The sequence below is a fragment of the Flavobacterium sp. FlaQc-28 genome (assembly GCF_044007415.1).
Classification (GTDB): domain Bacteria; phylum Bacteroidota; class Bacteroidia; order Flavobacteriales; family Flavobacteriaceae; genus Flavobacterium.
Genome location: NZ_JBIPCM010000002.1, coordinates 156914 through 174519 on the forward strand (window position 1 = coordinate 156914; position 17606 = coordinate 174519).

19 protein-coding genes are annotated in these 17606 nt (G+C 32.8%); 9 read left to right on the forward strand and 10 right to left on the reverse strand.

What is annotated here, in order from left to right; translation table 11 throughout:
- Positions 1-54: 54 nt before the first annotated feature.
- The 8 genes from rlmF to rplS all read right to left on the reverse strand — a co-directional run bounded on the left by rlmF (position 55) and on the right by rplS (position 9157).
- Entirely contained in the window at positions 55-1005 is a 951-nt protein-coding gene (gene rlmF / locus ACHRVL_RS06555) for a 23S rRNA (adenine(1618)-N(6))-methyltransferase RlmF (protein ID WP_395411292.1), read from the reverse strand.
- A gap of 153 nt (positions 1006-1158) precedes the next feature.
- Positions 1159-1821 carry a thiamine diphosphokinase gene (locus tag ACHRVL_RS06560; protein ID WP_395411294.1) on the reverse strand — a complete coding sequence of 221 codons (663 nt, stop codon included), beginning with the start codon at positions 1819-1821 and terminating at the stop codon, positions 1159-1161.
- Positions 1822-1929: 108 nt separating this feature from the next.
- Entirely contained in the window at positions 1930-2376 is a 447-nt protein-coding gene (locus ACHRVL_RS06565) for a DUF1572 family protein (RefSeq protein WP_395411296.1), read from the reverse strand.
- Between the two features lie 45 nt (positions 2377-2421).
- Positions 2422-2904, reverse strand: coding sequence for a GyrI-like domain-containing protein (locus ACHRVL_RS06570; protein WP_395411298.1), 483 nt, complete (start codon positions 2902-2904; stop codon positions 2422-2424).
- On the reverse strand, positions 2888-3736 hold the full coding sequence (locus ACHRVL_RS06575) for a DUF4249 domain-containing protein (protein WP_395411300.1): 849 nt from the start codon (positions 3734-3736) through the stop codon (positions 2888-2890). The genes ACHRVL_RS06570 and ACHRVL_RS06575 overlap by 17 nt, the downstream gene beginning before the upstream one ends.
- 38 nt (positions 3737-3774) lie before the next feature.
- Complete coding sequence (locus ACHRVL_RS06580) at positions 3775-6156, reverse strand: TonB-dependent receptor domain-containing protein (protein ID WP_395411302.1); 2382 nt, start codon at positions 6154-6156, stop codon at positions 3775-3777.
- A gap of 148 nt (positions 6157-6304) precedes the next feature.
- Positions 6305-8527 (reverse strand): NADP-dependent isocitrate dehydrogenase, encoded by a 2223-nt coding sequence (locus tag ACHRVL_RS06585; protein ID WP_395411304.1) that lies wholly within the window; start codon positions 8525-8527, stop codon positions 6305-6307.
- A gap of 279 nt (positions 8528-8806) precedes the next feature.
- Entirely contained in the window at positions 8807-9157 is a 351-nt protein-coding gene (gene rplS, locus ACHRVL_RS06590; RefSeq protein ID WP_089055403.1) for a 50S ribosomal protein L19, read from the reverse strand.
- A 304-nt stretch (positions 9158-9461) separates the two neighbouring features.
- Here rplS and ACHRVL_RS06595 point away from each other — a divergent pair, with 304 nt between their 5' ends.
- The gene (locus tag ACHRVL_RS06595; RefSeq protein ID WP_395411307.1) at positions 9462-10199 is read left to right on the forward strand and encodes a hypothetical protein; all 738 of its coding nucleotides are present in this window, start codon (positions 9462-9464) and stop codon (positions 10197-10199) included.
- A gap of 56 nt (positions 10200-10255) precedes the next feature.
- Here the strand turns inward: ACHRVL_RS06595 and trmD are convergent, their stop codons facing one another.
- Positions 10256-10936: a tRNA (guanosine(37)-N1)-methyltransferase TrmD gene (gene trmD, locus ACHRVL_RS06600; RefSeq protein WP_395411310.1), complete on the reverse strand. Its 681-nt coding sequence runs from the start codon at positions 10934-10936 to the stop codon at positions 10256-10258.
- 215 nt (positions 10937-11151) lie between these two features.
- Here trmD and ACHRVL_RS06605 point away from each other — a divergent pair, with 215 nt between their 5' ends.
- The 8 genes from ACHRVL_RS06605 (at position 11152) to ACHRVL_RS06640 (ending at position 17040) form a co-directional block, all read left to right on the forward strand.
- The gene (locus ACHRVL_RS06605; protein WP_395411312.1) at positions 11152-11478 is read left to right on the forward strand and encodes a hypothetical protein; all 327 of its coding nucleotides are present in this window, start codon (positions 11152-11154) and stop codon (positions 11476-11478) included.
- A 129-nt stretch (positions 11479-11607) separates the two neighbouring features.
- Positions 11608-12069, forward strand: coding sequence for a nuclear transport factor 2 family protein (locus tag ACHRVL_RS06610; RefSeq protein ID WP_395411315.1), 462 nt, complete (start codon positions 11608-11610; stop codon positions 12067-12069).
- Between the two features lie 132 nt (positions 12070-12201).
- Positions 12202-13077 carry a sugar phosphate isomerase/epimerase family protein gene (locus tag ACHRVL_RS06615; RefSeq protein ID WP_395411316.1) on the forward strand — a complete coding sequence of 292 codons (876 nt, stop codon included), beginning with the start codon at positions 12202-12204 and terminating at the stop codon, positions 13075-13077.
- Positions 13078-13092: 15 nt separating this feature from the next.
- A complete protein-coding gene (locus ACHRVL_RS06620; RefSeq protein ID WP_395411318.1) occupies positions 13093-13995 on the forward strand; it encodes a Zn-dependent protease in 903 nt (300 codons plus the stop codon).
- Between the two features lie 15 nt (positions 13996-14010).
- The gene (locus ACHRVL_RS06625; RefSeq protein WP_089055408.1) at positions 14011-14355 is read left to right on the forward strand and encodes a cupin domain-containing protein; all 345 of its coding nucleotides are present in this window, start codon (positions 14011-14013) and stop codon (positions 14353-14355) included.
- Between the two features lie 145 nt (positions 14356-14500).
- The gene (locus ACHRVL_RS06630) at positions 14501-15652 is read left to right on the forward strand and encodes an MFS transporter (protein WP_395411321.1); all 1152 of its coding nucleotides are present in this window, start codon (positions 14501-14503) and stop codon (positions 15650-15652) included.
- Positions 15653-15698: 46 nt separating this feature from the next.
- Positions 15699-16631 carry a peptidylprolyl isomerase gene (locus ACHRVL_RS06635; protein ID WP_395411323.1) on the forward strand — a complete coding sequence of 311 codons (933 nt, stop codon included), beginning with the start codon at positions 15699-15701 and terminating at the stop codon, positions 16629-16631.
- Between the two features lie 94 nt (positions 16632-16725).
- Entirely contained in the window at positions 16726-17040 is a 315-nt protein-coding gene (locus tag ACHRVL_RS06640) for a cytochrome c (protein ID WP_395411325.1), read from the forward strand.
- 110 nt (positions 17041-17150) lie between these two features.
- Here ACHRVL_RS06640 and ACHRVL_RS06645 read toward each other — a convergent pair whose 3' ends face one another.
- Positions 17151-17546 carry a GreA/GreB family elongation factor gene (locus tag ACHRVL_RS06645; protein WP_395411327.1) on the reverse strand — a complete coding sequence of 132 codons (396 nt, stop codon included), beginning with the start codon at positions 17544-17546 and terminating at the stop codon, positions 17151-17153.
- Positions 17547-17606 lie beyond the last annotated feature (60 nt).

Below are 17606 nucleotides of genomic sequence, written 5' to 3' on the forward strand. Positions count from 1 at the left end.
AACTTACCAAAAGCAAATTATAAAATCAAGGTTTTGAAGTTGAAAATCAATATTTTAAAGCGTCCATTTTTGCTGCTCGGGTTTACTCAAAAAACTCCAAGCGACAATACGGCTGTTTTTTTGCCCTTGCGACATTTCGATGGTTTTTACAGAAACGGCATTTACTTTTTTTAGGGTTTTGTAAATAGAAGATAGATTTTCTTTTTTAGAAACTAATGTTGTGAACCATAAAACTTGCGAAGCATATTTTACACTTTCGTAAATCATTTGAGTTACAAAACCAATTTCGCCGCCATTGCACCATAACTCAGCATTTTGACCTCCAAAATTTAATACTGGATTTGTGTTTTTCTTTTCCTTCGGATTTAAATTGGATACTTTTCTAGAAGTGCTTTTATTCGCTTCTTCTGCCGATGCGTGAAAAGGTGGATTACACATAGTGAATGTAAAACGATCTTCAGGAATAATGATGTTTTTAAAGATAAATCGAGATTCTGTCTGCTGCTGTAAACTTATTGTATCAATTAATTTGGGGTTTACTTCGATAATTTTACTACAGTTTTCGATTGAAGTTTTATAAATATCCGTTGCGACAAAACTCCAATTGTAAATCGAATTCCCTAATATCGGATAGATTAAATTTGCACCCGTTCCGATATCTAGTCCCATAACAGAATTACCTTCGGGAATTTGACCATGATTCGTTTCTGCCAATAAATCAGCTATATAGTGAATATAATCGGCTCTGCCTGGAATTGGAGGGCAAAGATAGTTTTTTGGAATATCCCAGTTTTGAATTTCGTAATAGGTTTGAAGTAAAGCTTTATTTAGCGTTTTTACAGCAAGCGGATTACTGAAATCAATGGTTTCAATACCATATTTATTAATAGAAATAAAAGCTTTTAATTCAGGACAATTTGTAATAAGCAATTCAAAATCATAACGTGAGCGATGAATATTTCTAGGATGTAAATTGTCTTTTTGAGAATTGTTTTCTGCTTTCATTTTTATTGATTTCTGTGCAAAGATAGGTATTTAAAAGAAAGCTCCAGAGGAGCCTAATATTTATAGTGTTTATTTGTGATTGAAATAAAGCTCCAGCAGAGCGACATCGGTTTTCTGTGTCACCCCGCTGGGACTTTTTATTTTTAAATGTTTCTAATCAAAACACTCCATTAAAAGTAAATCACCTTCACGATGTGTAATGGTTACAATTCCGTCTTGTTCTACAGAATTACTGCTTCCGGTTCTATAGCCCATTGTAAGGGTGTCGTTCTGCAATTCGTATTTTAGATTTTTGGAAAAAATGCCATTTACAACGCCAATTGGAATTAACGAAATAGGTGTTTTAGCAGTGTACCATTTTTCGAATTTTGCAGGTAGCAAAAATATTTTTGAATGATCGTCGAGAATAACAATTTTAAGTAAATTGCGGTAACGAACAATATTGGTAAGATTGGTAATCGTATGATCTGCACGTCTTCCGGTAGCCCAAACTACATTTACAGCAGGAATTTTTCTTTCTATTAAATAATCAAAAGCTTTCTCTAAATCAGTTTTATTTTGATCCGGCGTGTGAACAATTTCAAGAGGATATTGTGAAGTTTTATATATTTCAGGATCAAAACCACGATCAAAATCACCTAAAAGTACATCGATTTTAATGCCTAAATCTATAACGCGTTCAATGGCTGAGTCTAATACAATAACAAGCGGAGACCATTCTAATAATTGTCCCAATAATTCAGGGTTGCAGGCGGCGCCGTTTGCAATTATTAAAGCGGGTTCCTGATCGTCGCGAACTATATGGTGTGATGACATGCTATTTTTTTTGAATGTGTTGCAAAGGTACAGTTACAATTTTAGATTTCTGATTTTAGAATTTAGATTTTTTTTGCAAAAGATTTTTGAACACTCTAAAATCTGCAATTATAAATCCAGCAATCGTCTATGATAATTAATTTGTCCAAGATGATAGGCTAAATGTGTAGAAAGATGAACGAAAAAGAATCCTGTAGTCATTTCTTTTTCAAAAACAATCTGCGGATAAATGGCATTTAAATCTTCTTCGGATAAAAGATCAAGAGTGTTATTTACCACTATAATGGTTTCTTCGATTTTACCAATTAATTCTGATTTAGGAATATCTTTTAGAGAAAATTCTAAGGGACGATTTCGAATATATCCTGTTTTTCCTATTTCGGAACCAATATAGGTATTGATATTGCCAATTAAATGGAGGCAAAGATTTCCGCCAGAGTTTGAAATATTTTTGTCGATTGCCCAAAGCTGATTTTCATTTTGGTACGATTCTATTTCGACTTTTAATTTGTTCAAATCCCGATTGAATAGTGATTTTAATGTTTCTGCCAGCATGTTTTTTTAGTTGAAAATTAAGAATAATAAAGATGATGTTGAAAATTAGTCTCTATTTCTTATCGGAATCCAGATTTCTTCTTCAGAGTTTGGATCGTCTTTTTTGTATTTATGATCCATTACTGCAAAATGAGGCCTGTCATCAACAGTGTATTCTGATTTAGGAAGCCATTCTGCAAAAATAGAATGGTAGGTTTTATGTCCTTCAGATGCTGGACCATAATGAATAAAAACGGCATATAAACCGGTTGGTATTACAAGTGTTTCCATTTCTGATGGAATTACATCAAAATTAGTAACGGCCACTGCTACCCATTTTTGAAAACTCTTATTGGGATCAAAATTGTCAAAATGGTTTGGTGAAAAAACTTCTAAAGAATATAAATTAGAGTCAATTGAATTTTTAATTTCACGGCGTTTTGGCATAAAGCTGCTCCATAATTGAAACGTTCGATTTTCAATAAATGACATATTGATTCGTTTTCCAATGAGTTTTTTTTCGGTTGCGATTTTAATTTGTGCTTCCATTTTTATCACTTAGTTCAATTTTATATTTTTTTGAATCAGTTTCGCTGAGTGCAAAATACCCTAACGGATAATTTGCCTTATCTGTTGTGTTGATAATGTTTCCTCTTACAGTTGCAGGCGGTGATTGAAATGGGCCTCCAGCATTACTTCCTGCAATGCTTACTAAAATACTCATGTAATTGTAATATTGTTTTGAGATGCCTAAATGTGTTACTTGAATCTCATTGCCCACTTCAATATCTTCATCATCTGATTTACTAAAGTATTCATTGCCTTGATAGAATTTGTCTTCGCCAACATAATAAGTAGAGGTTATTTTTTTTGAATACTCGTATTTATATAAGTAAAAATTATCCTCATTTGCTGGATCATTATAAAAGGCTCTTATTTCTATATCAGTTCCTGTAATACCGCCTTTATTATTCTGTTCAATTCTAGTTATTGGTGCAACAGATTTTAGAGTTTCACTTGCGGTGTAAGTGCTTCCGCTGCTAATAATGGTTAATGTATACGTTTCTTCAATTTTTGGCTCAAAATCATTACAAATATATCGACCTGTTTTTGGGACTTCAGTAAAATTAAATCTTTTGTTTTTACTGTTTTTAATATAAACAACAGCTCCAGAAACTATTGGTACCTTATTTTCAAAATACCCTGTAGTTGTAGTTAATTTTATTGCCTGCTGTTTTCCTGTTGTACCTTTTTGCCAGTTTATAGAGGCTTCAATTACTAATTTTGGAGGTGCCGTATCTAGATCAACCTCTACAACTTCTTCACAACTTGTAAAAAGTGCAGATGTAAATAATACAATTAATAAAATAACTTTTTTCATAACATATCTTTTTGTTTCTCTAGAGAACTGAAATTTCTTTAAAATTTAAAATTATAGCTAACAGCAGGCACCATACCAAAGATTGACAATTGTACAGCTTCATTTACTCCTGTGTCTAGGTTTTGCCTAAAGTTGATTGATGCTGCATTTTGGCGATTGTAGAGATTGTATATACTAAAAACCCATTCGGCTTTCCAATTTCTGCCTTTGTTTTTTCTTGGTGTTAAAGTGGCCGAAATATCTAAATGATGATAAGCAGGCAGGCGATCTTTATTTCGAAGTCCATAACTTGGAACTGTAATTCCTAAATATTCATATTGACCGACTGGATATGTAACAGGCTGTCCTGACTGCAAGATGAAATTAGCGCCAAAAGACCACTTATCGTTTAAATTGTAAGCTGATGTTATGGCTAAATTATGTGTTTTGTCATAAGCAGAGCTGTACCATTTTCCGTTATTGATGCCAGTTTCTTCTGGAGTTCTTCCTGGTGTCTGTTGTTCTGACTTAGATAAAGTATAAGAAACCCATCCGTTAAATTTACCTTCATTTTTCTTCAACATAATTTCTACACCATATGCACGCATTTGACCGTTTAAAATTACTTGTTCAATCGCGTCATTTGCAATCAAATCGGCGCCATCAATATAATCCAGTCTGTTTTTGATTTTTTTATAATAGGTTTCAACTTCAAAAGAATAAACGCCGTTATTAATATTCCTAAAATACCCCAAAGCAATTTGATCAGCAAGCTGTGGTTTAATGTAATTATCACTAGGCATCCAGACATCCAGTGGAGTAGGAGATGAGGTATTCGAAATTAATTGAAGATATTGCGCCATGCGATTGTAACTTGCTTTTATTGCTTGATCGTCATTTAATTGATAAGAGACAGAGAATCTTGGTTCTAAGTTGTTGTAATTCTGAATAACTTTATTAGAGCCAAAATATTTTGTAGATGATGGAGTTGCTTTTTCGTAAATCTGCATATCCGTGTTAAAAAGCACAGGATTATTATTGTCATAATAATTGATGGTCGATGCACCTAAACGATAAAACAAACTGTAGCGTAATCCATAAGCCAGCGTTATTTTTTTAGAAAGCTGGTTTTCGGCATCTAAATAAATTGACGGTTCAAATGCATATTTTCGATCCAGTTGATCTGGATTTATTCCAGATGTAGTATTGCTTGGTTTAATAGTTCCGGGATTAAAATCATAATAAATCCCGTTTAAGCCATAATTTAGTTTGAATTTATCCGAAATGTAGTTTTTGAAATCGTATTTAATATTATAGTTTTTGATGCCTGAATCCCATTTGAAACCAACAAAATCCAAATCAAGACCATAATAATAATCACTGTATATCAAGGATAAATTTGAGAATAGTTTATTAGAATACAAGTGATTCCAACGAAGATTTAAAGTAGAGTTTCCGTAAGTATTCGTAAAGTTTTTATTAAGGCTGAAAACGTCTCTTCCAAAATAGCCAGATAAATATAAGCTGTTGTTATCGTTTAATTTATAACTGAATTTCGCATTTAGATCATAAAAATAAGCAGAGTTGTCTTTATTTTCTTCAGACAGTTTTAAGAATAAATGGGCATATGAAGCTCTTCCGCCAATTAAAAAAGAACCTTTGTCTTTTACAATTGGGCCTTCTAAAAGCAATCGGCTTGATATTAAACCAATTCCTCCATTCATGTGAAAATTTTTGCTGCTTCCGTCCTTTTGATAAATATCTAAAACTGAAGAGGCACGACCGCCAAATCTGGCAGGTATTCCTCCTTTATACAATTTTAAATCTTTGATTGCATCTGGATTAAAAACAGAGAAAAATCCAAATACGTGCGAAGAGTTAAATATAGTAGCTTCATCTAATAAAATTAAATTTTGATCAGCGCCGCCGCCTCGCACATTAAATCCAGATGCACCTTCGCCTGCATTAGTTACTCCCGGAAGCAGTAAAATGGATTTAATAACGTCGACTTCACCTAATACCACAGGCATTTTTTTAATGGTAGAAATAGAGAGTTTGTTGACACTCATTTCTGGCGACTTAATATTTATTTTGCCTTTATTATCTTTAATAACAACTTCTTGAAGTTCTTGACCGCTTTCGCTGATCGAGAAGTTGTTTTTAGTATTTTGATCTAAAATAATAGTTTTGTGAATGGTTTGGTAGCCTAAATAACTAATTTCAATTTCATGTTCGCCGCTGGGAACTGTAAGGGAGTAAAAACCATATTCGTTTGTTGTGGTTCCAATTTTTAAAGCAGGAATGTAAACGTTTACACCAATTAAACTTTCGTTGTTTTTAGAATCTTTTATGGTTCCGCTGAGGGTAAATTTTTCCTGAGAAAAAGAAGCAAATGTGGTAAAAATAAGGATAAGAAGTAAACTAATCTTTTTTGTAATCATTGCTTTGGTTTTGAACTACATAGTTAATAATTCTTACTAAATATAGCAGACTGAATTTTGTTAAACATTAGTTAAGAATAAAAAAAGGACAACCTTGTGAGTTGTCCTTTCAGTATTTATTATAGAGACGCACAGCGGTGCGGCTGAATTATTTTATTTTAGCAATAATTGCATTGAATGTTTCACTAGGACGCATTGCTTTGCTTACTAATTCAGGTGTTGGCTGATAGTATCCACCAAGAGTCTGAGGTTTTCCCTGCGCACTAATTAATTCAGCATCAATTTTAGCTTCATTAGCTTCAAATTCAGCAGCAATTGGAGTGAAGATAGCTTTTAATTCTGCATCTTTGTTTTGAGCAGCCAAAGCCTGAGCCCAATAGAACGCAAGATAAAAGTGAGAACCACGGTTGTCGATTTGTCCAACTTTACGAGCTGGCGATTTATCGTTTGCTAAGAATTTATCGTTTGCTTCGTCAAGAGTTTCAGCTAAAACAATTGCTTTAGAATTGTTTAAAGTTTGTCCTAGATGCTCTAAAGAAGCACCAAGAGCTAAAAATTCTCCTAATGAATCCCAACGTAAATATCCTTCTTCTGTAAATTGCTCAACGTGTTTAGGAGCAGATCCTCCAGCACCAGTTTCAAACAATCCGCCACCATTCATTAAAGGAACAATAGATAGCATTTTTGCAGAAGTTCCTAATTCTAAAATTGGGAATAAATCTGTTAAATAGTCACGTAAAACGTTTCCAGTTACAGAGATAGTATCTAAACCTTTGATGATTCTGTCCAAAGTAAATTCAGTTGCAGCAACTGGGTTTAAAATGCGAATATCTAAGTTTGTAGTATCGTAATCTTTAAGGTATTTTTGAACTTTTGCAATCAATTCTCTGTCATGTGCTCTGTTTTCGTCTAACCAGAAAACAGCAGGAGTACTTGATAAGCGAGCTCTGTTTACGGCTAGCTTAACCCAGTCTTGAATAGGAGCGTCTTTTGCCTGACACATTCTGAAAATGTCATTTGCTTCAACGTTTTGCTCCATTAAAACAGTTCCATTTGCATCAACAACGCGAACAACACCGTCTTCTTTCAATTGGAAAGTTTTATCGTGAGACCCGTATTCTTCTGCTTTTTGAGCCATTAATCCAACGTTAGGAACACTTCCCATTGTTTTAGGATCAAAAGCACCGTGTTTTTTACAGAAATCGATTGTTGCTGTATAAACTCCAGCATAAGAACGATCTGGAATAACTGCAATTGTATCTTGTGCCTTACCATCTTTGTTCCACATTTGTCCAGAAGTACGAATCATAGCAGGCATAGATGCGTCTACAATTACATCAGAAGGAACGTGTAAGTTTGTAATTCCTTTATCAGAATTTACCATTGCAAGAGCCGGTCCGTTTTCGATAGCGGCATTGATTGCAGCTTCGACTTCAGCCTGCTCAGGTTTTCCTGCAATTTTTGCATAGATATCACCTAAACCATTTCTAGTATCAATGTTTAATTCTTTGAATAAAGTTTCGTATTTTTTGAAAAGATCAGCAAAATAAACTTCAACGATAGCGCCAAAGATAATTGGATCTGAAACTTTCATCATTGTAGCTTTTAAGTGCACAGAAAGTAAAACTCCAGCAGCTTTAGCTTCAGCAATTGCTTCAGCAACAAAACTTTTTAATGCTTTTAAATGCATTACAGAACTGTCGATAATTTCACCAGCTTTTAAAGGAGTACTTGCTTTAAGAACAGTTGTAGAACCGTCTTTAGCAACAAATTCAATTTTTACATCATTAGCTTCAGTAACCGTAAGTGATTTTTCACTTCCGTAAAAGTCACCATTTGGCATAGAAGCTACCTTAGTTTTTGAGTCAGCAGACCAAGCACCCATTGAGTGCGGGTTTGCTTTTGCAAAGTTTTTAACGGCTCTTGGAGCTCTACGATCAGAGTTTCCTTCACGTAAAACTGGGTTTACTGCAGAACCTAATACTTTTGCATATTTTGCTTTAATTTCTTTTTCAGCATCGTTTTGTGGATCTTCTGGGAAATTAGGAATGTTATAACCATGTGATTGCAATTCAGCAATAGCAGCTTTTAATTGTGGTACAGATGCAGAAACGTTTGGTAACTTGATAATATTAGCTTCTGGCTTTGTAGCTAATTGACCCAATTCAGCCAAAGCATCACCTGTTTTTTGAGCATCTGTTAAAGACTCAGGGAAATTAGATAAAATTCTTCCTGCTAACGAGATATCTCTAGTTTCAATAGCAATACCAGCTGTGGAAGTAAAAGCTTGAACAATAGGTAATAAAGAGTAAGTCGCTAATAACGGCGCCTCATCAGTTAAGGTGTAAAAAATTTTTGAATTCTGTGTCATTTTTTTTTTTTTTATAATCGTGTCGTCAAAGAATGGCGATGTGAATGATATAGTCGGCTCAAAATGAGCGGAGCAAATATAATAAAAACAGTCCGAAAACGGTATAGTTTTACCGAGAAATACAGGAATTATCAGATTACTAATTCGCACACGTTAAATTGCCAAATCGATGATTTTGATATTAAAAAATTGCGGTTTTATTATTTCGAAAATTTGGGGCAAAAAAAAACTCGTTTCAAATGATATGAAACGAGTTTTTTATAACAATTAGATAAATGATTATCTTCTTTTATCTTTAATCTTAGCTTTTTTACCAGTAAGTTCTCTGAAGTAGAAAATTCTAGCTCTACGAACAGAACCTTTCTTGTTGATTTCGATTTTTTGTAAAGCTGGTAAGTTTACTGGGAAGATACGCTCAACTCCAATAGCTCCAGACATTTTACGAATCGTGAAAGTTTCTGTGTTACCAGAACCTCTTCTTTGAATAACAACTCCTTTAAAAAACTGAGTTCTTGTTTTTTCACCCTCTTTAATTTCGTAGAATACTGTAATAGTATCTCCAGCTCCAAATTCAGGGAAATCTTTTCTAGCAACGAATTCGTCTTGAACGAATTTTAATAAATCTGCCATGATAATTTTATTATTATAGTTTTATTTAGAGTAACATTCACGGATCTCGCCAGAGGTTAGTCCAATTCGGGTGCAAATGTAAAAAATAATTATAAATTATGAATTATAAATTATGAATTATTTTAAGTTGTTGATAAGATGTGTTTTAGTTTGTTTTTTAAAATTACAGTTTTCAATCTCAGCTTATAGTTACGAAGGTCTTAAAACGGAGTCTGAAGACTGAAAAATGAGTTTTTTAGCATAGAAATTAGAAGTAAAATCTTATGTTTGCTTAAGTGTGAAGGTAATTATAAGATAAAATTAAATGGAAAGAAATTATTTAAGAGATTATATTGAGTTTTCTAATGAATTTAAAAAATCTTATGGTTCTAAAGAAAGCGTAGCAAAAATCTACGATTTGCTTTATGAATTGGAAAATTTATATAAAACTAAAGAACAAAAACTGGTGCTTTCAAATGTATACACTCTTTTAGGTTATCACAGATCAGCTTATGAGATTTTTAAAGAAACTGTTGAAAGTAATAACACAAAAGAGGTTTCTAAATTATATGTATTGGAGCAAAAAGCAAAATCACATGAAAACAATTTTATAATTAAAGATGTTAGAAAGGTCAAAGAAAAGAAACAGCAGACGAAATTAGTATTATCTGATTTTGTTACTACTGAAAATGATCCAGATAAGTTTGAAATTCCGCAAAAAGAAATTGTTATATTCAATAAAACTATAAAAGGAAAAATAAGAATTTTTCTCCCCGATTCTGATTTTAGAAAATATGCAGATGCCATTTCTGAATATTTATCCTGGCTTGCAGATTGTAAAAAGGATTTAATTGAATTTTATAATCAAAACAATGAATTCACAGACAAACAGGCAGATGATGACTGGTATAACACTTTAGATATTTACCGAGCGGTTATAACAATTAAGAAGTCTAAAGATGTAGAAGCTTTTGTTGCTACGGGAGATACTTTTTCACAAGATCATATTCTTGATTTCGAAATAGCAAACAAAACGATTATTTCAATGAATTATGACGGATAATTTTTAGCCGCAGTTTTCTGATGAACTAAAACCGAAAACTGCGACTGAATACTTTTTTAGTGTCCTTCCAGTAAATCAGGTCTTCTATTTTTAGTGTGTTCATAAGCCATATCTTCGCGCCATTTATCAATTTTGGCAAAATGTCCGCTCGTTAAAACATCAGGAACTTTCCATCCTTTATAATCAGCCGGTCTTGTATAAATGGGTCCCGAAAGTAAATTATCTTGAAAACTGTCTGTTAATGCTGAGGTTTCATCGCTCAAAACTCCTGGAATTAATCGAATTAAAGCATCAGATAAAACTAAAGCACCTAATTCACCGCCAGATAAAACATAATCACCAATAGAAATTTCTTTCGTAATAAAATGATCTCTTACACGCTGATCAACACCTTTGTAATGGCCGCATAAAATGATAATATTTTCATACATAGACATTTTGTTGGCCATTTTTTGGTTTAATGTTTCACCGTCTGGCGACATATAAATGATTTCATCATACTCGCGTTCGCTTTTTAAGTGTGTGATACAATCGTCAATTGGCTGTACAGTCATTACCATTCCGGCACCTCCGCCAAAAGGGTAATCATCAACACTTTTTTGTTTGTTGGTTGTATAGTCGCGTAAATTATGAAAATGTACTTCTACTAAACCCTTATCAATAGCACGTTTCATAATCGATGCCTCAAACGGGCTTCTTAATAATTCCGGCAAAATCGTTATAATGTCAATTCGCATTGTTTTTCTTCAAAAGTTTTGTTGCAAAGATACAAAGTTAATATTTGAAGTTTTAATGATTTAAGATTTGAAACATTTATAGGTATTAAATGGAAATATTTGAGCATTAAGAACAGTTCAAGTTAATGTTTATTTAAACTATTGATAATCTTTGGTTTGTTTCTTCTTTTGAGAGAAAGGTTATTTTTATAAAGTAATAAGCCAAAATATAAAAGATGAAAAAATATATACTATTAATCACGATCGTAATTCTTGCCTCTTGCTCAAGCTCAAAAAATACTTTAAATAATTTGACGGGTAAAACGAGGCATAGTCTCATTAAAAGCTGGGGTTTTCCTATTCGAACTGTTAACAATGCTCAAGGGCAGATATTAGTTTACGCAGATCAAGTTTATAAAAATTCTAATAATACAGAATCGAGAATTGCTGGACCGAGTTATTGGAATTATACCTATATATACATTGATTTTGAAGGGAAAGTGTATTCGTATAAAAATGAAAAGCAGAATTACCCTCCTCAGCAAATCGTTTTTACGAATTAATTTTAATACAATCTTTTTTTTGTTTAGTAGTTTGTAATCAATGGGATAAGGCTGTCTTTTTTGTTGTTTCTTTAAGTGAATTATTGTTAAATTTAACTACTTTTATTGAAGCTTAAAAATCAATAATAGATGAAAAATGGAATAATAATACTTGCTGTAATTTTTGTACTTGCTTCCTGTAACAACCAAAATCAATCAAAACCAATGGATACCACACAAAACGAAAAAGTAGTAAAGCAATATTTTGAATATTTCAATAGCCATAATTGGAAAAAAATGGCTGAAATGTATACTGAAACAGCCGATTTTAAAGATCCATCATTAGGACAAGGAATTGTAAAGCAAACTCGCAAACAAATTCAGGAAAAATATGCAGCATTAAATGAAGTTTTTCCAGATTTAAAAGACAGTATTGTTCAAATATATCCATCAGGAGAGAAACATATAATTGTTGAATTTGTTTCGACTGGTACTGCGCCGGATAATTCAAAGTTTGAACTGCCAATCTGCACTATTTTTACAATCGAAAATGGTATGATTGTAAAAGATTTTACTTATTTCGATAACTTTGAAGAAGAAGATTCAAAGTAAAATGGAGTAAGGAAAAAAGGAATGAAAAAGGAGAAATCGCAAATTAAAGACACTGCAATTGCTCTAGATGACTTTATTCGTAATTTTGAAAATCAATTTGTGTAGTTTTAAGTTATACTTTTTCTTATAAAGATGGTAACAAGAAGAAATTTTATTATAAACAGCAGTTTAGCAGGAGCGGCAGTTTTGGCTTTGCCGTCATTAGCATTTACTATGGAAAAAATAGAAATAGGCTTGCAATTGTATACGTTGAGAGAAGATCTTTCAAAAGATGTAAAATCGACTTTAAAGCAAGTGTCAGATTCAGGTTATTCAATTGTAGAAACTTATGGTTTTTCAATTAAAGACCAGTTTTGGGGATTAACTCCTTCAGAATTAAAAAAGATTTTGGATGAAAATGATTTAAAAGCGGTCAGCGGTCATTATAATTTGGGGAGTTTTCTTTACGATGGAAATACAGAAGAATTGGTTGCCGCAATTAAAGCAGCAAAGATTCTAAAAAGCGATTTTTTAACCGTTCCATGGATCGATGAAGCGTATAGAAAAAATAGTGATGATTATAAAAAGATTGCCGCACGTTTGAATGAAGCTGCCAAAATGTGTAAACAAGAAGGATTGAAATTTGCCTATCATAATCACGATTTTGAGTTTCAAAAACTAGAAAACGGTACTACAGGTTATGATATTTTGCTAAAAGAAACAGAAAAAGATTTAGTGTTTTTTGAATTAGATTTATACTGGGTTGCTCGTTCAGGCAACAATCCTCTTGAGTTGTTTGCTGCAAATCCGTGGCGTTTTAAAATGTGGCATGTAAAAGATATGGATAAGGAAAATCAGAGTTTGAATGCTGAAATTGGTTCTGGATCTATTGATTTTAAGCCTTTTTTTAAACAGCGAAAAATCGCAGGAATGACGTATTTTTTTGTAGAACAGGAGAATAATTATATTCCTAATAGTATTGATTCAATTAAAACCAGCTGTGATTTCATTTCAAAAAACTTAATCTGATATAAGAAGTAATTTATGAAGAAACTTGTTTTGTTGGTGTTTGTAATTTTTTGTTCTTGTCATTCGAATAAGAAAGAAGAAAATAATTCAAAGTTACAGTTAAACGCCCAGCAAATTTTACCGCTTCAACCTTATTTTGCAGCTATTAAGGTTAATGATGTTAAGCTTGAGGAACCAGTTTTTGGAGATTGGTTGTTTTCTCATAAAGAGAAAGGACAAAGTTTTGAACAATTTGTTCAGACTAAACATGTTGTCCCTACAAAAAAAGAGGATATTATATATTTGAAACCAATTGGAGAATTTAATTCTTCACAACTAAAACAGATTGAATTGGTTCGTCAATATTTGCAAATATTCTTTCAGCTTGAAACCAAGGTTTTGGAAACGGTTTCAAATGATATTATTCCAAATCATGCTAGACGAATTGGAGATGTTGGACAAGAACAATTTTTAGCGGGATATATTTTAACTGATGTTTTGAAAGAAGAAAGTCCTGATAAAAGAATTGCATTAATGGCAATAACTGAAAAGGATTTGTATCCAAAGCCAGAATGGAATTATGTTTTTGGGCTGGCATCTTACAGAGATAAAATCGCAGTAAGTTCTATTTACAGAATGCAGAAAGAGGCTGATTTTAATTTATGCTTAGATCGATTGCTGAAAATTTGTTCGCATGAGATTGGACATATGTTTGGTTTGCATCATTGTATTGAAGTAAATTGCGCCATGAATGGAACCAACAGTATGGCAGAAACAGATAGACATTCTATTAGATTATGTTCTCTTTGTCAAAGAAAGTTATATTCGGGGTTTAAGTATGATAATGTAAAAAGGTTAAATGAATTAGAAAAGTATTTTAAGGAAAACAATTTAGTTGAAGGATTACAGTTAACAAGAAAAGACCTTAAAAGTATTTAATAAAAATAAAATAGTATGAGTTTCGGAACAAGCAAAGAGTTTATTAAAGGAGATGAAATAGAATGGGAAGTAGTAGGCGAAGGAATTAAACGTAAAATATTGGCTTTTGATGATCGCGTTATGCTTGTTAATGTGCATTTTGAAAAAGGAGGAATTGGTGTCTTGCACGAACATTATCATTCTCAAGTTACTTACGTTTCAAGCGGTAAATTTGATGTTACTATAAGCGGTGTAACACAAACTCTAAAAGAAGGAGATAGTTTTTACATTCCGCCTCATGCGATTCATGGTGTTGTTTGTTTGGAAAGCGGCCTTTTAACGGATGTTTTTAGTCCAATGCGTGAAGATTTTATGAAATAAAGCAATTTGCAGATACTGCATAATTGGTACAAAAAGGCTTGGTTTTAATGGAGACTTTATAAATTTTATAATTTTTTTAAAGTTTTGGTTCCAATTAGAATAGTATTTTTGCAAAATGAATTTATCTAAAACGAATGTCCTTTTTATGGCAGTTTGCACTGGTCTTATAGTTGCAAATCTTTATTACTGCCAGCCTTTAATTGTTTTAATTGCCAACGAATTTAAAATTCCAGAAGCCAGCGCCGGAACTATAACATATTTAACTCAGGCAGGTTATGCTATTGGGTTGTTTTTTATGGTGCCGCTTGGCGATAAATTAGAACGAAAAAAACAAATTTTAATAACCACTTTTGCTTCTGTAATAGCATTGCTTATTGCTGCAGTGGCCAAAAGCTTTTTGGTTCTACAAATTGCATCTTTATTAATTGGAATTACATCAATTGTACCGCAGTTAATTTTACCATTAGCAGCCTCGCTAAGTACTCCTGAACAAAGAGGAAAAGTAATTGGAACCATTATGAGCGGTTTGTTAGTAGGAATTCTTCTTTCTCGAACTCTAAGTGGTTTTATCGGTCAGATTTTAGGTTGGAGATCCATGTTTTATATCGCAGCCGGCATTTGTCTTTTGATCTTTTTTGTCATTCAAAGTAAATTTCCTGTAAATAAACCTCAGTTTAAAGGTACTTATGGCGAGTTGATAAAATCTTTGTTTACACTTATAAAAACACAGCCCGTTTTGCGTGAAGCTACACTAATTAATGTTTTTAGCTTTGCTCAGTTCGGTGCATTTTGGACTACTATGGTTTTATTGCTTTCAGGAGAACCATTTCATTTTAATAGTGCAACAATTGGCTTATTTGGTATAGTTGGTGCTTCTGGAGCATTGGCTGCGCCTTTGGTTGGAAAAATTGGAGACAAAGGAAATTCTAGAATCGCAGTGGGTTATGGCTGTTTACTGATTTTAATAAGCTTTTTAATTTTCTATTTTTCTATAGAAAGTGTAATCGGAATTGCGATTGGAATTGTGTTTATTGATATTGGAATTCAAGGTGTACACATTTCAAACCAAACGAGAGTTTATTCTCTATTACCAGAAGCCAGAAACAGGTTAAATACCGTATTTATGTCATTTAGCTTTTTAGGAACCGCTGCGGGATCTGCATACGGATTATTGTTGTGGAAATTAGGCGGATGGCATGCTGTAGCAATTGGCTGTATGGTGTTGTCATTATTAGCATTAGCCGTTTACGGACTTACTTATAAATCAAAATCTAAAAAAATAGAAAGCACAAATTGATAAAAAATTAATTTGTAAATTTGCAATCAAATTAAAAATAACAACAATGGAAAACGGAATATACGCTAAATTCAACACTAGTAAAGGTTCGATTTTAGTAAAACTAACACACGATTTAACACCAGGAACCGTAGGGAATTTTGTAGCTCTTGCAGAAGGAAATATGGAGAATAAAGTAAAACCTCAAGGACAAAAATTTTATGACGGATTAAACTTTCATAGAGTAATTCCTGATTTCATGATTCAAGGAGGATGTCCAAAAGGAACTGGAACTGGAGATCCAGGTTATAAATTTGATGATGAATTTGTATCAAGCTTAAAACACGATCGTCCAGGAGTTTTGTCTATGGCAAATTCTGGTCCAGGAAGTAATGGTTCTCAGTTTTTTATTACTCACGTTCCAACTCCTTGGTTAGACGGGAAACATACTGTTTTTGGTCATGTTATCGAAGGACAAGATATTGTTGATGCAGTTGCACAAGGTGACGGACTTGAGACTTTAGAAATTATTAGAGTAGGTGAAGAAGCTCAAAAATGGAATGCCATTGAAGCTTTTATTGGTTTGAAAGGTGCTCGTTTGAAACGTGAAGCAGCTTTAAAAGCAGAATCTGAAGCAAAAATGGAGCAATTAGCTGCTGGTTTTGATAAAACAGAAAGCGGTTTACGTTACAAAATGATTCAAAAAGGTGACGGTAAACAAGCTGAGGCAGGAAAAACAGTTTCTGTTCACTACGAAGGATCTTTAGAAAACGGAAAAGTTTTTGATTCTTCTTACCCACGTAAAAAACCAATCGAATTTAGATTAGGTCAAGGTCAAGTTATTGAAGGATGGGACGAAGGTATTGCTTTATTGCAAGTTGGAGACAAAGCTCGTTTTGTAATTCCTTCTGATTTAGCTTACGGACCATCAGGTGCAGGGGGAGTAATTCCACCAAACGCAACTTTGATTTTTGACGTTGAATTAATGGATGTAAAATAATAAAACTGATAAAGTTTAAATTGATTTTAAATAGAATCCCATTCGCAAGACGAATGGGATTTTTTTTATATTTACTTAAAAATAAATCAAGGCAATGAAAACAAAAATTCTAACTTTAGCAGTTGTAACGTTATTTTTAGCGTCGTGCGGCACAAAAAAAACAACTGCTGCGACAGCAGAAACTTCTGCTCCAGCTTCTAAAACGGTAAAAGCAGTCGAATTAACTCCTGAATTGGCAGAGGGTAAAAATTTGTATGATAATAGTTGTGCAAGATGTCACAAATTGTACGAACCAAAAGATTTTACGAAAGAAGATTGGCAGCCAATTTTGGTGCGTATGCAGAAGAAAGCAAAGTTAGATGATGTGAAAATGGCATCAATAACAAATTATATTCATTCGCAATTATAATTTGCTCTTAAGAAATGATAATTAAAACTATTCAGTAAGTCTATTGAATAGTTTTTTTGTTTTAGATAGATATAAAAAAAACACCGTCACAGAATGAGGTGTTTAAAAAGTTATAAATTATGTACAGCCGAATTGTCTACTGCTATTATTTTTAAAGTCTTTATACCAGCAGGTAATTCCCAATCGACTTCGTCATTTTCTTTAAATCCGATGATAGCAACGCTTAATGGAGCAAGAATCGAAATTTTAGATTGTTTTACGTCTGCAGATGAAGGTAAAACGATCTGAATTTTCATTTGTTTATTCGCCTTTACATCTTCAATTGTTACAAAAGAATTAATTCGGATAACAGAGCTGTCCATTTCGTCTTCTTTGCTGATAACTGCACGATCTAGTTCTTGCGAAAGCTGATTCGCTTCTTTAGTATTTGTTGAATTTTTACTTTTTAATATCAATTCTCTTAAAAACTGATAATCTGTTTTACAGAATGTGGGTGTTGGTTTCATATATCTATATTTTATTATTATAATTTAAATGTTTGTGTTTTAATTTTGTTCTTCGTTCAG